This window comes from Pseudomonas sp. UBA4194 (genome assembly GCF_002379585.1).
Lineage (GTDB): Bacteria > Pseudomonadota > Gammaproteobacteria > Pseudomonadales > Pseudomonadaceae > Aquipseudomonas.
Map to the genome: position 1 here is coordinate 124,070 of NZ_DFUE01000075.1, position 17,631 is coordinate 141,700.

General features: G+C 56.7%; 12 protein-coding genes and 1 pseudogene. 5 read left to right on the forward strand and 8 right to left on the reverse strand.

The genetic code is table 11. The features are described from left to right. Window positions 1–11 precede the first annotated feature (11 nt). Complete coding sequence (locus tag B3397_RS18270; RefSeq protein ID WP_296252821.1) at window positions 12–929, forward strand: LysR family transcriptional regulator; 918 nt, start codon at window positions 12–14, stop codon at window positions 927–929. Window positions 930–1,073: 144 nt separating this feature from the next. Continuing rightward, window positions 1,074–1,895, forward strand: a complete 822-nt coding sequence (locus B3397_RS18275; RefSeq protein ID WP_296252822.1) for an NADPH-dependent oxidoreductase — start codon at window positions 1,074–1,076, stop codon at window positions 1,893–1,895. Window positions 1,896–2,104: 209 nt separating this feature from the next. Here the strand turns inward: B3397_RS18275 and B3397_RS18280 are convergent, their stop codons facing one another. The 5 genes and pseudogenes from B3397_RS18280 to B3397_RS18300 form a co-directional block, all read right to left on the reverse strand. Further along, entirely contained in the window at window positions 2,105–2,326 is a 222-nt protein-coding gene (locus B3397_RS18280) for a PLDc N-terminal domain-containing protein (protein WP_296252824.1), read from the reverse strand. Window positions 2,327–2,424: 98 nt separating this feature from the next. After that, on the reverse strand, window positions 2,425–3,198 hold the full coding sequence (locus B3397_RS18285; RefSeq protein WP_296252825.1) for an OBAP family protein: 774 nt from the start codon (window positions 3,196–3,198) through the stop codon (window positions 2,425–2,427). 78 nt (window positions 3,199–3,276) lie between these two features. Next, complete coding sequence (locus tag B3397_RS18290) at window positions 3,277–3,897, reverse strand: LysE family translocator (protein WP_296252844.1); 621 nt, start codon at window positions 3,895–3,897, stop codon at window positions 3,277–3,279. 265 nt (window positions 3,898–4,162) lie between these two features. After that, complete coding sequence (locus B3397_RS18295) at window positions 4,163–4,645, reverse strand: OsmC family protein (RefSeq protein WP_296252826.1); 483 nt, start codon at window positions 4,643–4,645, stop codon at window positions 4,163–4,165. A gap of 60 nt (window positions 4,646–4,705) precedes the next feature. Further along, a pseudogene (locus B3397_RS18300) lies at window positions 4,706–4,915 on the reverse strand (transposase domain-containing protein); the annotation flags it as partial. 244 nt (window positions 4,916–5,159) lie between these two features. On the opposite strand from B3397_RS18300, the gene B3397_RS18305 reads away from it, so the two are divergent. Then, window positions 5,160–11,789, forward strand: a complete 6,630-nt coding sequence (locus B3397_RS18305) for a DUF3320 domain-containing protein (RefSeq protein WP_296252827.1) — start codon at window positions 5,160–5,162, stop codon at window positions 11,787–11,789. A 936-nt stretch (window positions 11,790–12,725) separates the two neighbouring features. On the opposite strand, the gene B3397_RS18310 is transcribed toward B3397_RS18305, so the two are convergent. Continuing rightward, window positions 12,726–13,082 carry a hypothetical protein gene (locus tag B3397_RS18310; RefSeq protein ID WP_296252830.1) on the reverse strand — a complete coding sequence of 119 codons (357 nt, stop codon included), beginning with the start codon at window positions 13,080–13,082 and terminating at the stop codon, window positions 12,726–12,728. 894 nt (window positions 13,083–13,976) lie between these two features. Further along, window positions 13,977–14,870, reverse strand: a complete 894-nt coding sequence (locus B3397_RS18315; RefSeq protein ID WP_296252831.1) for a LysR family transcriptional regulator — start codon at window positions 14,868–14,870, stop codon at window positions 13,977–13,979. A 100-nt stretch (window positions 14,871–14,970) separates the two neighbouring features. Between B3397_RS18315 and B3397_RS18320 the strand changes: the two genes are divergently transcribed. After that, on the forward strand, window positions 14,971–15,387 hold the full coding sequence (locus B3397_RS18320) for a (R)-mandelonitrile lyase (RefSeq protein ID WP_296252834.1): 417 nt from the start codon (window positions 14,971–14,973) through the stop codon (window positions 15,385–15,387). A gap of 35 nt (window positions 15,388–15,422) precedes the next feature. On the opposite strand, the gene B3397_RS18325 is transcribed toward B3397_RS18320, so the two are convergent. Beyond that, window positions 15,423–16,448, reverse strand: a complete 1,026-nt coding sequence (locus B3397_RS18325) for a DNA-binding protein (RefSeq protein ID WP_296252835.1) — start codon at window positions 16,446–16,448, stop codon at window positions 15,423–15,425. Window positions 16,449–16,565: 117 nt separating this feature from the next. Between B3397_RS18325 and B3397_RS18330 the strand changes: the two genes are divergently transcribed. Then, window positions 16,566–17,631, forward strand: a 1,066-nt coding sequence (locus B3397_RS18330; RefSeq protein WP_296252837.1) for a site-specific integrase, incomplete at its 3' end; no start/stop codon positions are given.

Below are 17,631 nucleotides of genomic sequence, written 5' to 3' on the forward strand. Positions count from 1 at the left end.
GGCATGGAGCTATGGCTGGTCGTATCAATCTGGACATGGACGTTTTGCGTACCTTTGTCACCGGCTTCGAACTCGGCAGCTTTGCACGGGCAGCCGACCAACTGGGGCGCTCCCAGTCGGCCATCAGCACTCAGTTGCGCAAGCTTGAAGATCAGATGGGAGTCCCCCTGGTGCAGAAGTCGGGGAGGGGGCTCGCGCTCACTACAGCCGGTGAGGGGCTGTTGAGCTATGCAAGGCGGATGCTGGAGCTTAATGACGAAGCGGTTCAGACCATCCGCGCATCAGATCTCGACGGCTGGGTAAGGCTAGGGCTTCCTCAGGATTTCGCCGATACATTCTTGCCTTTGGTCCTTGAAAGCTTTGCCCTCGCGCATCCCAAGGTACGCGTAGAAGTGCAGGTCGATCGCAGTGCGCCGCTAATTGATAAGACGCTCAAGGGAGAGCTGGACGTCTCGCTTGTTTGGGGCGATGGCGGCTCAGCGCCCAATGCCGAGCGGATAGCGGACTTTGCAGTTTCGTGGATAGGCCGAAAAGATTGGCAGGATCAGCTGAGACTGAGGGAAGAGCCGGTACCCCTGATTGCGTTCGAGCCGCCCTGCCTGTTCCGCGCGGCTGGGATCGCGGCGCTGGATGAAGCTCATATCCCATGGAAACTCGTCTTCACCAGCCCCAGCCTTTCCGGGCTGTGGGCCGCCGCAGGAGCAGGGCTTGGTGTAACTCTGCGAACGACCGTCGCGATGCCGGCAACACTGTCTGCTCTGGAGTGCAGCTCAAATGGCCTGCCGACCCTGCCAACGATCCCGCTTGCTCTGCACCGTGCGCAAGCCGAACCTCGTCCCGAGGTTCAGCGATTGACCGAGATTGTGGTGCAAACGATCCAGAGAGAAATCCAGGTGTCTGCTCGGAGGCTGCGTGTAGGGGCGTTCTGACCGCCTACTCATCGATGGGTGCTCGCTCAATGCGCCCGTTGTTAGCTAGGGGTGTGTCGAGTGCAGGGTATATGAAACTTCACCCTGCAAGCGTGCTGGCCCGGCGGCGATTTGGTAGTCTCGATCCCTATTTGGAGAGCTCGAATGACCGCCAACGCCCAATCGAAACTGGCTGCCCGCTACGGCGCGGCAGATATCTCACCTCTCAAGCCCTGGAACGAGACGATCGACCTGCTTCTCGACCATCGGAGCGTTCGCGCCTTTACTGATCAGCCACTACCCGACGGCACCATCGAGACCTTGGTCGCCGCAGCGCAATCAGCCTCCACCTCATCGAATCTGCAGGTCTGGAGCGTTGTCGCTGTCCAGGATGATGATCGGAAGGCACGTCTGTCAGCATTGGCAGGAAACCAAGCCTATATCCGCCAGGCGCCGCTGTTCTTTGTCTGGCTTGCCGACCTGTCCAGAGTAGCTCGAGTGGGTGAGCAACAAGAGGTGGCTCTGGAAGCAGTGCCGTACCTTGAAAGCTTGCTGCTCGGGACCATCGACGCAGCGCTCGCCGCGCAAAACGCAGTCGTGGCTCTGGAGTCGCTCGGGCTCGGTAGCGTCTATATTGGCGCCATACGCAACGACATCGAAGGGGTGGCCAAGGAGCTAGGTTTGCCTCCCCAGGTCTATCCTGTGTTCGGCCTTTGTGTCGGTTATCCATCTACTGAGCGGCCCGCACATGTGAAGCCGAGATTGCCGCAAGGGGCAGTGCTTCACCATGAGACCTATTCGGCGACTGCAGATGTGGAAGCGGTGGCTGAATACGATGAGCGCTTGGGGGCTTTCTACCAGCGTGAGGGAATGAAAGCTTCCGGGTGGTCGGAGCAGGTGGTCAATAGACTTCGCAGTGTTTCGAGCCTTCATGGGCGGGAAGAGCTTGTGGAAGAGTTGAAGCGGATGGGGTTTGGGCTGCGCTGAGCAATGTGCGTGGTGCTTTCAGACTGCACCGGGCGTCGTTGAGAGTAGGGGGGCTACCGATTCCGTACTATGGCAGCTTGCCATGCGGAGATGTGAGCCCCCACCTTCTGCAGGTAATGACTAACTTGAAGGGAAGGCGATGGCCAACTAAGCGTTGTCCACCGCGTAATCTCCAATGAACGCTTTTTACTGGTTCGAGGTGACTGGCTTCAGCCTTTGCTATGGCTATCAGATGTCGGCGGGATCGCAACACCCCTTGGGCCAGCAATACCCCAAATAGCAAGGCCAACAAGCGGCAGTATAACGATCAACGCTGTCCATCCCAGTTTCGTGCCGGAGCTTTTGGTGCTCCGCCAGACGCTCACCAATACCCAAACGTCCAGCAACAGAACGATCACGGCGCATGCCGTCCAGAAAATCGAGGTTTCCATGGTTCATCACTCCTAAGGGATCACCTACGGGAGAGGGATAGTTTTCCCACCAAGTTCCCGCCCGCTTCCCAAAGGCGCCCAATCTTTCGCTTTACAAGCTAGTGGGTATGGGCGCTGGTGGGGTCTTTTACCTGGAAGGTATTCCCGTTCATCCATGCATCGGCGCCCGGATCGATTGGAGGAGTCGGAATATCTGCTCGAGCTTTCTTTTCTTCCGAGCTCTGTACGCCAAATCGCGCATCACGCTTCTGAACGAGGGAGGGGTCGATCTGGCCGTCGGCCGTGAACCCCATCATGAGCTGAGGCACGCCCAGGGGCAGGTCTTTATTCAGATCGGTATGCCAGGTGTGCCACGTCTTGCCATAGGTGCCCACCAGCTTCTGCATCAGCGCATGCTCCGCCGGGGCCGGAATACCAGGCGCAATGAGCTGGCCTGACTTCACTTCGTGGACATGGCTGTGCCAGAGCGCTTTTTCACTGGCAGGCAACTTGGCGAACAGTTTCGCGCTGATGATGTACTCGACGCCCATCAGCTTCGCGTCTTTGACATTGCCGTCGTAGATCACGCACTGGATCACTTCGTCGTTCAAGATCGAACAATAGTGATGGGCTTCCATCTGCGACTTCATCTGACCGTTATAGAAGTGAAAGCCGTCCAGATAGGCGTTGAGCGCATCGATTGGCGGGCGAGACTGCACAAGGCCGGCTCCCGCATCCAGAACTTGCGTGGTTGCGGAGATAGGCTCGCCGGGCGCACTGACATTCGACGGAGTATTGCTGCCTGCGCAGGCGCTGAGAACTAGAGGGATGGCCAAGGCTAATAGAGCCTTCGGTCGGCTTTTACGGGGTAACGAGAGGTGCTTTGTGTCCATTCCAGAATCCTTGTGGTGATCGCGCGAGGGGTGCTAGCTATCGTTATCAGTTCCTTACCATCATCTGCTTATTGCGCATCAAGCTCGACGTGTCATCAATAGCAACGAGGCGGCAGCCGACAACAAACCAGCGCAGCAACGGTTGAAAATTTGCTTACCACGAGGCAGAGCGAACCAACGTCGCATATGCAATCCGATGTACGCATAGATGCCAATCGCAATCCACTCCAATACCAAAAACAGAACACCGAGCAACGTAAACTGAGAGCCAATGTCTGCCGTTGGGTCGACGAATTGAGGCAAGAACGCGGTAAAAATCAGGATGGCTTTGGGGTTGCCTGCGGCAATGAGGAATTCCTGCCTTGCCAGCGCCCATAGACCTATCGGGGCGTTTTTTGACTCAGCATCCGCTTGCGGTGCAGCTCTCCACAACTGGTATGCCAAGTAAAATAGATAGGCCGCGCCAACTATTTTGAGCCCATAGAAGATTAGCTCTGAAGTTTGTAACACTACGGCCAAGCCTGCCGAAGCCAGCGCAATCATCACCGCGAACGCTAGCAAGCGACCAACACCTGCCATGCATGACGTGCGGTATCCGTAGCGTGTTGCATTGCTGATAGACAGCAGGTTGTTAGGTCCAGGCGCCATATTCAGCGCAAAGCAGGCGGGCAGGAATAACGCTAGCGTCGCAAGGTTCATATGGATATCCATAACCATTTTCCGTCAACTCTACAATTGAACTGCCGCATGTGCCACCGCGCTTGGGGTCATACGCGGAGCACGTGCAGTCAGGACGCCGGCGCAATCAGAAAGGTGTATCCCCCGGACGCTTACGGTTAACTCGCGTGCATAGCGTCCCGGCTGCAGCCGCCAGGTAACGGAGCGTAAGCGTCCGGCATGTCATCCAGACAGTTACGTACACTGTGAGAGGGTGCCCGGCTATGCGGACGCCCTCTATGGATAACTAGGCGTCTGGGCTTACCGATATTTCGGGTACGTGACTGACTGGAAAGTTTACCGAGCGAGCAATGAAGCATTTTTCGTGAGCTATTTTGTGCAGCGTCTGAGCTTTTACCATCTCCGAACCCGATGCCAGTATCACTTTCGGCCGCAAAATAACTGAGGTGAATTGACCTGCGCCATCGCTCTCCTCGACCATCGTTCCTTGAGCGTTGTCCTCATAGTCCACCACAACGATTCCGGCCTCAGCGCAGAGCCCCAGGTACCAAAGCTTGTGGCATGCAGATAAGGATGCCAAGAGCAATTCCTCAGGATTCCAGCGGGTGGGGTCTCCCCGAAAACTAGGATCTGACGACCCCTCAATTGGTGTTTTGCCGTTAGCTGCGATGATGTGTGCCCGGCTGTAGCCTCGATAAGATGACGTTCCAGTCCCATTGTTGCCGGCCCAGGTCACTCGAACTTCGTACTCGTGCGTTTTATCTACCATTGATCCCTCCTGGGGAAGTTTTCGAAAAGTCTGAAAATAATGGACTCATTGAGCAAGCATTCATTGATTAGGTAGAAGGTCCATAACTTCATTAGCCCGCTGCGTAGGCAGGCGAGTGAGGACGTCCTTTGAATAAGCATACGGATCATGCCCGTTGAGCCGCGCAGAGTGCATCGAACACGTGATCGCCGCCGGCCGTTTTCCGCTGGGCGGCGCCCCTGCAAAGAGCCGGTTCCTACGTTCAAGAGCCCATGGCTGGATTAGATTCTCGGCAGCCGTGTCGCAATATCTTACGATTCTACGAGTTCGACTGGTGCCTTCCATGCCCTTGTGACGCCGAATGTCCAAGGGTGAGGGGCGCTTGCATGAAGCATTAGGAAAGTGATCACCAAACGACTAATGGCCCATTACTGTAGCTCTCAGAAACGCTATCATCGGGCCATCAGCTCAAGCGGGGCCTTTTGGCCGGCCAACTCCGGCACTCCCTTGGGTACCTCGACAAGGATGTTTGCGCATGGACCACACAGTTCAGTCCCTCACGCCTGAAGAAATTGTCCCTCCGAAAGAAGTCAAAATCCTCGCAACCCTGGTGACAAAGCTCAATCTGGCGGACTTCCAGAACGCTGTTCCCGTTATCCGTGAGCTTCGGGTTTCCAACGAAACCAGCGACCGATTCGTCAATGTGACACTTACCCTGACATCTGCTCCCGAAGTGCTCAAGGTCAAGACCTGGCGAATCGATGAAATCGCGGCTGATAGTTTTCGGACCATCCCGGACCTCGATCTTGTACTGGATGGGCCGTTGCTGAGCCGGTTGACAGAGTCGGAGATGTCGACTTTTACGTTTGTCTTGGAAGCTGATGACAAAGCGGCTGAGGGTGGTCGCAAAGAGATTGCCCGTCTTGAGCAGGTCGTAGATCTGCTTCCTCGTAACCAATGGGGTGGGCTGCGACATATCCCTGATATGACCGCAGCATTCGTTCAACCTAACGATCCAGCGGTTGAGCGCTTACTCAAGCAGGCCGCTGAGCTTCTTCGTCAAAGCGAACTATCGTCGGCGCTCGACGGGTATGAGGGTGGCTCCAAACGAGCCTGGCAGTTGGCCTCTGCAGTATGGAGTGCTGTTGCCCGGATGAAGCTTGACTATGCATTGCCACCGGCAAGTTTTGAGCAGTCGGGTCAAAAAGTGCGCAGTCCAAGTCAGATCACAGATACCGGTCTGGCAACCTGTTTCGATCTAACGTTGCTTTTCTGTGCGGCACTTGAGCAAGCGGGTCTGAACCCTGTGATCGTATTTACCCATGGACATGCGTTTGCTGGGCTTTGGCTGAGGCCGGAAGAGTTCACAACTGCGCTGGTCGACGATGTCACTGCGGTGCGCAAGCGAGTCAAGCTTCAGGAGCTTGTGCTCTTTGAAACTACGCTAGTCACACAAAACCCAGTTCCAGCTTTCTCCTATGCAGTTGAACGAGGAGCCAAGCAGGTTGAGGAATATGCAGAAAGTCGTTTTGAGATGCTTCTGGACATCCGCCGGGCGCGCCTGCAGCGAATCAAACCGCTTGCAAGCGCTGAGTCCCAGATCGCGCGCGTAGCCATGGAGGAATCGTCGGATGTACCACCTCCGTTGCTGGTGGAGGAAGGGCTTGGTCTCGCGGAGGATGATGTTGAGGTTCAGGTCGATGATCTGTCCAAGTTAAATCCCTCCGATCGTCTGGGCCGCTGGCAACGCAAGCTGCTGGATCTGTCTCTTCGAAACAACCTGCTCAACTTCAAAACAGGCAAGCGTTCGCTGAAACTTGAGTCTCCAGACCCGGGAGCACTCGAGGACATCTTGGCGAGTGGCCAGTCACTAAAGCTTCTCACTCGGCCAGATCTAATGGACGGTGCTGATCCACGTGAACGAGCGCTTTATGAGCACCGCGAGCGGGAGGACGTGCGACGTCGACATGCCGAGGATGCGCTCAAGCGCAGAGAAGTTTTTGCTGCACTGAATTCCAGTGAGATGGATGTACGACTCACCGAACTTTATCGAGGGGCGCGTACCGCCCTGCAGGAAGGTGGCTCCAACACGCTTTTTCTGGCGATTGGTTTTCTTAGTTGGACGCGAGACGACAGAGCAGGGCAGAAGTACAAAGCACCGCTTGTACTGATCCCGGTCACGTTGGAGCGTAAGAGTGCACGATCGGGGTTCACCATGGTACTGCACGATGATGAGCCGCGCTTCAACCCCACGCTGATCGAGATGCTCCGGCAGGACTTTGAACTGGGATTAGGTTCGCTGGAAAACGAGTTGCCTCGTGATGATTCGGGCCTTGATATCGCAGGAATCTGGAAAAAAGTTGGGCATGCCATCAAGGATATTCCTGGTTGGGAGCTAAATGAGGATGTGGTGCTGTCCATGTTCTCATTCGCCAAATACCTCATGTGGAAAGATTTGGTCGAGAACGCCGAGCACCTGCGGCAGAGCCCGGCAGTCCAGCACCTGCTAGATACTCCTCGGGACTCGTTTGTCTCCGATACGCTGTTCCCCGAAGCTGAGTCGTTAGATCGTGACTTTGGCCCGACTGATGTCTTCTGCCCGCTACCATCTGATTCATCCCAACTCGCGGCGGTGATGGCGGCTGCGAAAGGTAAGGACTTCGTGCTGATCGGCCCGCCCGGTACCGGCAAGAGCCAGACTATCTCGAACATGATTGCGCAGTCGATCGCGCAAGGCCGTCGAGTGCTTTTTGTCTCTGAGAAGATCGCTGCGCTGGACGTGGTTTATCGACGCCTTCGTGAAATCGGTTTGGGTGAGTTTTGCCTTGAGCTCCATTCAAGCAAGGCGCGGAAGACTGATGTGCTTGCGCAACTGCAATCAGCATGGGAAGCGAAAGGGTATGTCGATTCGGAAGCATGGAAAGTCGAGGCCCAGCGTCTGGCGACATTACGGGACAGTCTCAACATCTACGTTGAACGGCTTCATCGCCGTCATCGCAATGGCTATACAATCTATGACGCCATTGGCACTGTCACATCAGGAGATGACGAAGCTGTAGCGTCCATTGGCTGGGCGTCCCCTGATGTCCATGACCAGAAGGCGATGCTTGCACTCCGTGAACTGGGCGATCGGCTTGAGCTTAACGCGCAGGCTGTTGGCTTTGATCAACTTGCTGGCAATGCCTTGTCTACGGTTGGTCAAGCCGAGTGGTCACCCAACTGGCAACAGCAATTTGTGCAAGCGGCGAGGGACGTCTTGCCTAGTGTATTGGAAGTGCAAAAAGCTGCAGATCGCTTCATTGAGTTGACTGGGCTTCCTGCTACTGAATACAAACCCACAACGCTGGACGGTCTGTCGACTCTTTCACGGTTACTACCACAGGCCGCAGGGCACGACTGGCGCTTTGCTCTGAGGCCCGATGCCCGCTCCATCTCTCAACGTCTGAGCGATGGCTGTACATGGGTTGAACAGCACCGCGAAATCAATTCGAAGCTTTCGACGCCATGGTCGCCTCATGTCATTGCAGATGCTAAACAAGGCATCGATCTGCTGCAGCAACGCCGCGCGACTTTCACCGATCTCGGGCCTGCCTGGCCACCAAGCGTTACTGATGTACTGGAGCAAGCGGTCGTGTTGTTTGGCCAAGTGCAAGACCTCCAAGCACAACTGCGAGCGACTTACAGTGATGGGATCGAGACGATTGATGTCGAACTCCTCCATCGTGAGTGGACTGAAGCCGAGGAAGCTTTCTGGCCTAAATCCTGGTTCGGCAAGCGTCGAATCACAGGGCTCTTGGCTCCAGTGCAGACGTTCGAAGGCGAGATCAACAACGCCAAAGAGCTGTCAACTTGGGTCGAAATTCGAACTGTGCGCCGTGCCATTGATGACCTCTCACCTGGGCAGGAATGTGGCGCGTTGTGGCAGGGCGCTATGTCCGATGCCGACTGGATCGTTGCAGCCATCAAGCTTCAGGCGGCAGTGCGACTCCAGAAGGAAAATTCGTCCTGGGATGACGATGGGCTGTTGTTGGTAGAACAAGGCCATTTGGGTGATGAGCTAAAAGACGAACTTCATCGACTGCGCACTGTGGTTCGCTTTGATGCCGAGATGGAAAAATTGGCCGACCTCGGCGCAGGAACTCACTCCCTGTGGAGCGGGCTTTCTACAGACGTTGATGGGCTCACTGCTGCAATTCGGTTTCAGGTTGAGCGGCGTGATATCGAGGAGCGTGGACGGCTTGTCGACGATCATCCTTTCGTAGAAAAGGGCCGTTGCGGTGATACGCTGAACAATGATTTTGAGTTGCTCAAGCGCAGGGCTGCTGTCGAGCGAGAGTTAGCCGATCTAGCAGATCTCCGCGAAACGGTGCCTGCCTGGAATGACCTGAAAACCAAGCTTGAGGTAGTTCGCAATGCAGTGGTCTTCCAAGGAGAGCTGACGACGGCGATCGCGAAGTTGGCGCTTAATCCTGAGCAGATTGGTGCTTACAAGGCACCCCTCCAGACGCTGCTTGGCGATGGCAATGCATTGCTGGAGCCTGATGGTGCTATCCCTCTGGCAGGCGGTACTTTGCGCGAGAAGCTCGGATTGCTCCAGGTGCGTACCTCGCATCTGACAGCGGTTGGTCACTTCACCGATTCGGGTATCGACGAAACTGCTCACTTGGCATTAAGCGATCTCAAGAAAAACTGTGAAACGGTTGTTTCCTCCGAACCGCGTTTGAAGGCCTGGTGCTCTTGGCGCAAGGTTCGGGATGAAGCCTTTGCGATGGGACTAGCCCCCATAGTCAACGCGATGGAGATAGGCGCGATTACGTCTGGAAAAGTCCGTCGAGTACTGGAAGTAAACTATGCCCGCTGGTGGTTGAATACCACGGTGGACAACGAGGAGGTTATCCGGACGTTCGTCAGCGTCGAGCATGAACAACGTATTCGCGATTTCCGCACGCTGGATGATAAGTTCACGGCGCTAACCAAAGACTGGCTTCGTGCGCGGCTGTGCGCAGACCTGCCAAGCCAGGACAGTGTCAGTCGTTCCTCGGATTGGGGTTTGCTGCGCCATGAGATGGGCAAGAAGACTAAACACATTCCGTTGCGTGAGCTAATGACTCGTGCACCCGATGCCTTGACCAAGCTGACCCCTTGCTTGCTGATGAGCCCGCTTTCCATCGCGCAATATCTGCCGCCGGCATCTACGCCATTCGACTTGGTCATCTTCGACGAAGCTTCTCAGATACCTGTTTGGGACGCCATCGGTGCCATGGCCCGGGGCAAACAAGTCGTGATGGTAGGCGACCCTAAACAGCTCCCGCCCACGTCCTTTTTTGATCGAGCCGAATCGACCGCTGACGATGAGGACGTCGAAGCCGATCTTGAAAGCATCCTAGACGAGTGCATCAGCGCAAACCTGCCGATGCGTAATCTGAACTGGCACTACCGCAGCCGTCATGAAAGCTTGATCGCGTTCTCGAACCAGCGGTACTACCAGTCGAAGCTGGTGACTTTCCCATCGCCATTCACCGCAGACAAGGCCGTAAGGTTGTGCCCTGTCGCAGGTATCTACGACAAGGGTGGCTCACGCACGAACCTGATTGAGGCGAGGGCATTGGTGGCAGACCTCGTTGCCCGGCTTCAATCTCAAGCGTTCCGGGAAAGCCGGAGAACAGTCGGGGTTGTCACGTTTAACGGTGAGCAACAGAAACTCATCATGGACATGCTGGATGAGGCATGCCGAAAAGATCCGTCGTTGGAACCGTACTTCGCTGAGTCCGAACTGGAGCCGGTGTTCGTGAAGAACCTGGAGAGCGTTCAGGGTGATGAACGAGACATCATCTACTTCTCCACAACCTACGGTAAAGACGCTGCCGGCGTACTGACTATGAACTTTGGGCCGATGAACCGCCCCGGCGGCGAGCGTCGGCTCAACGTCGCAATCACCCGTGCCCGTCAGGAGCTTGTTCTGTTCTCCACGCTCCGGCCGGAGCACATCGATCTGGCTCGGACTCAAGCCATCGGAGTCAGAGACCTCAAGCATTTCCTGGAATTTGCAGAGCGCGGGCCCCGAGCTTTGGCTGAGGCTAATTTGGGCAGCGTAGGCGGGTTCGATAGTCCATTTGAGGAAGCGGTTGCCGCGGCCTTAGCCAAGAAGGGTTGGTACATCCAGACACAGATCGGTGTTTCCTCGTTCCGGATCGATCTGGGGGTCGTCCATCCTGATGCACCCGGGCGATTCCTTGCTGGTATTGAATGTGATGGTGCGACCTACCATCGCAGCGCCACTGCCCGAGACCGGGACAAGCTTCGTGAGTCTGTACTACGTGGCCTAGGCTGGGAAATCGTGAGGATATGGTCAACGGACTGGTGGATCGACGCGCTTGGCACCGCGGAGAAGGTGCACCAACGTCTGAACGAACTCCTTGCAGAATCCCGCGCCAAGCAGGCAGTTATCGATACAGCGCAGGAGGCAGAACGCTTGAAAGTCGATGCCGCTATGGCAGAGGTAGTCGAGGTAGTGGAGAAAGTCGCTGTGGTAGCTGCTGCGACTGATGCCGCTGAAGCAAATGATTCTTCAGGAGCCTTGCCAGAGCTTCAATACGCTAGGTCGGCAACTGTCGCCCAGGTTCAGGACGACACGGTTTACTCGGCCCCATCTCAGCAATTGATCTATGTTGAAGCTGATCCTAGTAGCGCCGTTGACGCCGTTGATCCTGATCGATTCTTTGAATCCAGCTACACCGAAAACTTAGAGAAGATGATTGCCCATGTGGTTGAACATGAAGGCCCAATCCTTGATGTAATTCTGGCTCGTCGTATTGCACGCGCGCACGGCTGGATGCGCACTGGCGCGAAAATCCGAGATCGTGTAGATCAACTGGCCAAGCTGCGTTTCCGTTTCCACGATGAAGGTCAGGTTGGGATTTTTTACTGGCCAACAGGCCTCAAGGACAATCAACAGGTAGTGTTCCGCCGATCTGCCGACGACGATTCTCTTCGAAGCCTAATGGAGATCTGCCTCGCTGAGATTGCCAGTATCGCCGCTAAGTTTTCTGAACGGGCGCTCGATGACGAATCAATGATTTACAGCATCGCAAAAGAAGCTGGAGTTCAGAAGCTAACTGCTTCTGTTAGGGCTCGTATCGTCAAAGCGATCCAGATAACTAACTGATCGTAAATGCGTCGACGCCCTGCGATCATTGTGAACGCATTGATTGCGGGGCGTTCTAGCTTTTGTTCATTATTGAGGGAGTCGCCAAGGGCCTGGTCCTCCAGCACAGGTGTATCCGGTATTTGGACTTTGCGTCGGTCATCCCTCCACTGAACGCCCAACGCAAGTGAAGCCAAGACTGCCGCAAGGCGCAATGCTTCACCACGAGACCTACTTGGCGACCGCAGATGTGGAAGCGGTGGTTGAATACGACGAACGCCTAGGGGCATTTTACCAGCGAGAGGGGATGAAAGCTTCCAGGTGGTCGGAGCAGGTGGGGGGTCGGATTGCGCTGATCGGCCTAGATAGTGCTCTCGGACGTGCATGGCTCGCTGTTGAGAATGTGATTACTGCAAGTGCTTGAGGGTGTAAGAAGAAGGCCGGCGCAGCCCGTTTGCGAGAGGCGGCTCTTGAAAAAAACTTTCCTACGGTCTGTGACACCAGACCATGAGAGTTTCAATACTCCACCGACCGGGCGAATGTCTGTTTATATGGGGCGGCTCAAATAGCACTTATCAGGGAGCCTATAGCTCCGTTCCTTAACAGCAATACGGTCGGACGCCTAAGGCAAATCCCATCCCCGGTCGCTGTGGTGCTTCTGTACACAGAGACTCAAGTGTGGGGCAGGGGACTTGTAGAGAGCAGCCGTCGTAGTGCGCGGGATGCGATGACCGCAAGGCAAGGCAAGTCTAAGCAAGCAGAGCGCGCACGCGTGAGGATGGAAGCCCACAGGGCCAAGACGAACGCCTAGCGGGAGGCTTGATTCCCGACAGCCGAGTTCGTAGAGCCACGCATTAAAGCCCTGTGCAGCCGAGTTCGTCCATCCTGCGTGAACCCCCGCAAGCAAACTAACGCTGCCCAATGAACGCGCCTACGATAACAGTGAAACTCGTGAATCTACGAATCGTTGTGAACAACATGTCTTTGGCTACCATCGTTGGTAGGGAACGTAGGCACCGATGGCAGCGGCTCGTTGGGGTCAATGGCGTACCATTTGAGGTAACGCTCCGAGTGGGCGGAGACCCCTTGAGTAAGCTCTGTCATTGATGTGGGCACCAAACCATTGTCGAAAACCCAGACACCATCGGGGTTCTTTTGAAACTGGCTCAATGACTGGACGTGGGAGATTTTTATGGCGGAGAACCGGGCAATCACCATGTAGAACAGGAGCTGGTCCGGCCGTAATACCGGGACAGCACCGTCAGCGATCTGTTGAAGTGCCCAATCCAGCTCGTGAGGCTCAAGGGTGATCAAAGGCCGGCTCCAGCGGGGGTCGTGGAATCCAGTGCGTAGGTTACTGGGAACAGACAAGACAACACGTCGAAAGGCAGGAATACACTTAATTTAACATAATATACATTATGCGTAACGTCTTGTTACGCATTCACGGTGATGGGGCTGCAGATTTGAAACACCGTATGTACCTTGGAGCCCATCCCCGGGCCCACCCATCCCATCCCTTCACCAGGCCTATCGCAAGCAGTCATCCTAACGACCATCACCCATCCCCTATACGTTCACCTCAACCGCTTGCACAGAATCACTCGAGTCCTCGTGCTACAACCACCGAACATTCACCCAGCCAAATCATGCGGCTGCAATCCGAACACTACCGACAGCACGAAACCACTGCCTTCGGCGTATAAGCATCTCACGGGACCACTTACAGCCCAGCTGGATTCCAGGACATTCGCCAGGCTGTGCCTCAGCCTCTAAGCAACAGCCTCAACACAGCATCATGCGGACGCTGATAACACCGGCGGCTTGAACTGCATCTGGCAACGTTCGCTCCAACGGCACTGGCTCAATCCATGCCAACAGAGCTATCAGCACCATATCGCTAACGGCGAGTGCCATTACCTACAGCGAACCACGATATGAATCCCACACGGCAATGAGGCAACGCTTTGACCTGCTGAGTCGAGACGGACACGATCCCCGCCAGTCGATCGCCCGATTCGTTGCCTCGGTAAGCAAAGCGGCAGATGCCGTCGATACCGAGTAAGGGGCTCAAATCACTACGTCAAAAATACGCTATATTCTCCTAAAACCAGCTAAAATCATTTAACTACATTAAATGTCTCTTTAGTAGAGTTATCTGCATAGGCCCTGGAAATCAAGACCTAGTCCCTGCTCCACCGTTAACCTTTAACCCCTGTATCGCAACGCATCCACCATCAGCGCAAATGCCGGCAGCGACTGGCGTCGACTCGGATAATACAGGTGATACCCAGGCACTACGGGGTACCAGTCCTTCAGTACCTTGATCAGCCTTCCGCTCTCCACGTCTTCCTGCACAACATCTGCCGGCGCATAGGCCAGCGCATAGCCCTCCCGAGCCGCTGTGACCACTTGGGATGAGGTGTTGAATATCATCTGCCCCGTCACTTGCACCTGAAGCGCTTGCCCTGCTTTTTCGAACTCCCAGGCATACAGGCCGCCGTGGGTGGGAAGTCGCAGGTTGGCACAGTTATGCTGGGTCAGATCCTGCGGAATCACCGGGATAGGTCTCTGCGCAAAATAGGCGGGAGAACCCACCACCACCATTTCGAAGTCTGGCGAGATGCGCACGGCAATCATGTCTTTGGCGATCTGGTCCCCGGCTCTCACGCCGGCATCGTAGCGCTCCGCGACGATATCGATCAGGCCGTAGCCGACATTGATCTCCAATGTCACGTCCGGGTATTCCGGCAATAGCTTGGATAGTTTTGGCCACAAGATCGTGGTGGCGGCGTGGTCGTGGGTGCTGATTCGGATCGTGCCTGCCGGTTTTTCTCGTAGTGCCCCAAGCGAGGCAACTTCGGCCTCGATGCCTTGATAGTAAGGAGTGAGCTTGTGCAGCAGTCTTTCGCCCGCTTCCGTGGGGGATGCGCCACGGGTTGTCCGATTCAGCAGGCGCACACCCAGCCGCTCCTCAAGTCCGCGAATGCTGTGACTGATGGCGGACTGCGAAACGCCGAAATGGGCGGCCGCCCGGGTAAAACTCCTTTCTCTGGCCACGGCAATGAAAACCGCGAGACCGTTATAGTCATGCATGCTCATGAATTCAGCTCATGTCGGTAATCGGAGTATGACACTTCCTGCATGGGTAAGCGGTTCTTTAAGGTGGCGCTGCCACTATCAACTGACTCAAGGAAAACCCATGAAGATCTTCCGCCCCGGCTCCTCACCGTCACAGCGGGGTCCCGCTGAGTACTTCACTGGAACGGTACGCATCGATAGTCCTTTCCAGGGCCAAGAGCCCTCGCGTGTAGCGGGTGCGCTGGTCACCTTCGAGCCGGGTGCTCGCACGAACTGGCATACGCACCCGGCGGGCCAAACCCTTATCGTGACGCAGGGTAAAGGCTGGACTCAGTGCGAAGGCGGCTCAAAGGTGGAGATCCATGCCGGCGATGTGATCTGGTGTCCTTGCCAGCGACGTCATTGGCACGGCGCTACAGCAACGACGGCCATGTCCCACATAGCGATCGCCGAGTTCGTCGATGGCAAGAACGTCAACTGGCTGGAGCCTGTTTCAGATACTGACTACGAAGCGCCGATCGGAAGTGCCGAACAGTAATGCCCTGCCCCGCTCCCTCAGGATTTCAGCCGGGTTCATTCCTGAGGTTGTGCCTTGTCGGTGGCGGGCTTTGGTGGTCGTCGGGTCCGCGGCGTGGACGATTTGCCGCTCAGCAGCGTCAGCTGTTGTGCCAATGTCTGCGCGCGGGCCGTGGCCGCGGCGGCGTGCTCGCGGGCCGCGGCCAGTTCCGTCCCATTCAGCGCCAGGCGCTGCTGCAGTTCTTCTTTAATAGCGAGCAGGTTTGTCTCGGCCTGTTGGAATCGTGCGGCCTGCTCCTGCAGCGCCAGTAGCTGCAGGCGGGCATGGGCCCCCTCCTCCTGGGCTTTGCCCAGCGCCGCTTGAGCGTCCCGCACTGCCTTGTTGGCGTGCTGCAACCGCTCTGCGCCATCCTTCAATTGTACGGCCAATGATTTGCTTTCCTCTCGGGCACGATCGATCTCGCGGAAGGCCCTGTCTTCTACGTCCCTGGTGTAGCGTTCCTGGTCGATTCGGGCCTGCTCCGCCTGACTGCGTACTGCGTGTAACTGCTCCCGCAGCCCGGCCGTTTCGGTTCGTGCTTCGTCTCGTTGGCTGCTGAGCTCGTCACGTTGGCGGCGCAGGTCGTCAATCTGAGTCATTCGCTGTTCAAGCAACGTCGCCAGGTCCGCCAGACGGGTTTCTGCTGCCTGTCTGGCGGCCGCCGCTTCGGCGCCTTGCTGGCGAATGCGAGCGGCTTCCTGCCTGCCCTGCTCTTCCCTTTCGGCGAGAAGCTCACGTTCTTCCATCAACACCTGCCGCTGCGCGGTCACCGATAGCTCGACCACCGCTTGCGCTTGCACCGTTGCCTGCTGCCAGACAGCGGTGAACGCCTGTGCCACTTCTGCCGGCAAGCCAGGCATCCGGGTTTCGCCGCGCAGGCGACTGGCAAGTTGCTCCCACCACTGATCCAGAAGCGCCCCGACTCTTGCTGGGCTGCCCCGGCCTAACTCAAGGCGCACTCGCTCGACGGTTGGGCGCTCACCGCGTGCCAACACTGCGTCCGCCGCCTCGAATACAGCTGTTTCCGGTACGCCTACAGCCATAACCCCTCCGAGCGAAACATTAGGTATGATAATGAAAGATTATCCGACCTATAGATACATAACTGGATATATAATACGTTGAACGTAACAAATAATACAGTAACGATAAATACGGGTATGGAGCCCTCGCTGGACCCCAATACCGTGGCTCGCGAGGCCCAGGATGCGGTCGCAGCGTTCGTCATCGCCGGTACGGCCGAAAATACGGTGCGCAGTTATCGCACTGCCCTTGCGTACTGGGCTGCCTGGCTGCAGTTGCGCTACGGTCAAGTGCTGGGGGATGGTCCGGTGTCGGTGCCCGTGACGTTGCAGTTCGTCGTTGATCACCTGTCACGGCCCCTACCAGACGGCGGCTGGACGCATCTATTGCCGCCGCTCGTCGATGCCGCGCTGGTCAACGCCAAGGTCAAGGCGAAACCCGGTCCGCTCGCCTTCAGCACGGTCAGCCACAGGCTGGCGGTGCTCGGTAAGTGGCATCGCCTGAAAGACTGGGATAGCCCAACCGAAACGTCAGCCCTCAAGACCTTGCTGCGTGATGCCGGCAAAGCCCAGGTCAGGCGCGGCATCGCGGTGCGCAAGAAAACGGCTGTGGTCGTCGAGCCGCTTCAGGCGATGCTGGCGACTTGCGACGATGGGGTGCGGGGGATACGTGATCGTGCTTTGCTGTTGCTTGCCTGGAGCGGCGGTGGTCGGCGACGTTCCGAGGTGGTGGGCTTGCGCGTCGGTGATGTGCGCCGGCTCGACGAAGACACCTGGCTCTACGCGCTGGGCGCGACTAAAACCGACCTGGGCGGCATGCGTCGCGAGAAGCCGTTACGAGGCCCCGCGGCTCACGCGTTGGCCGCCTGGCTCGATGTGGCCCCGGCCAGTGCCGGTCCGCTTTTTCGGCGACTGTATAAGGGCGGCAAGGTCGGGACCACAGGCTTGTCCGGCGATCAAGTGGCGCGCATCGTCCAGCGTCGGGCCAAGCTCGCCGGGCTGGATGGAGATTGGGCCGCTCACAGCCTGCGCTCGGGGTTCGTGACCGAAGCCGGGCGCCAAGGGGTGCCACTGGGCGAGGTGATGGCCATGACCGAGCATCGCAGCGTGGCCACCGTGATGGGCTACTTTCAGGCGGGGTCGTTGCTGGGCAGCAAGGCTACGCAGTTGCTGCCTTCTTCCCGTGTGAGCGATGTGCTGGAGG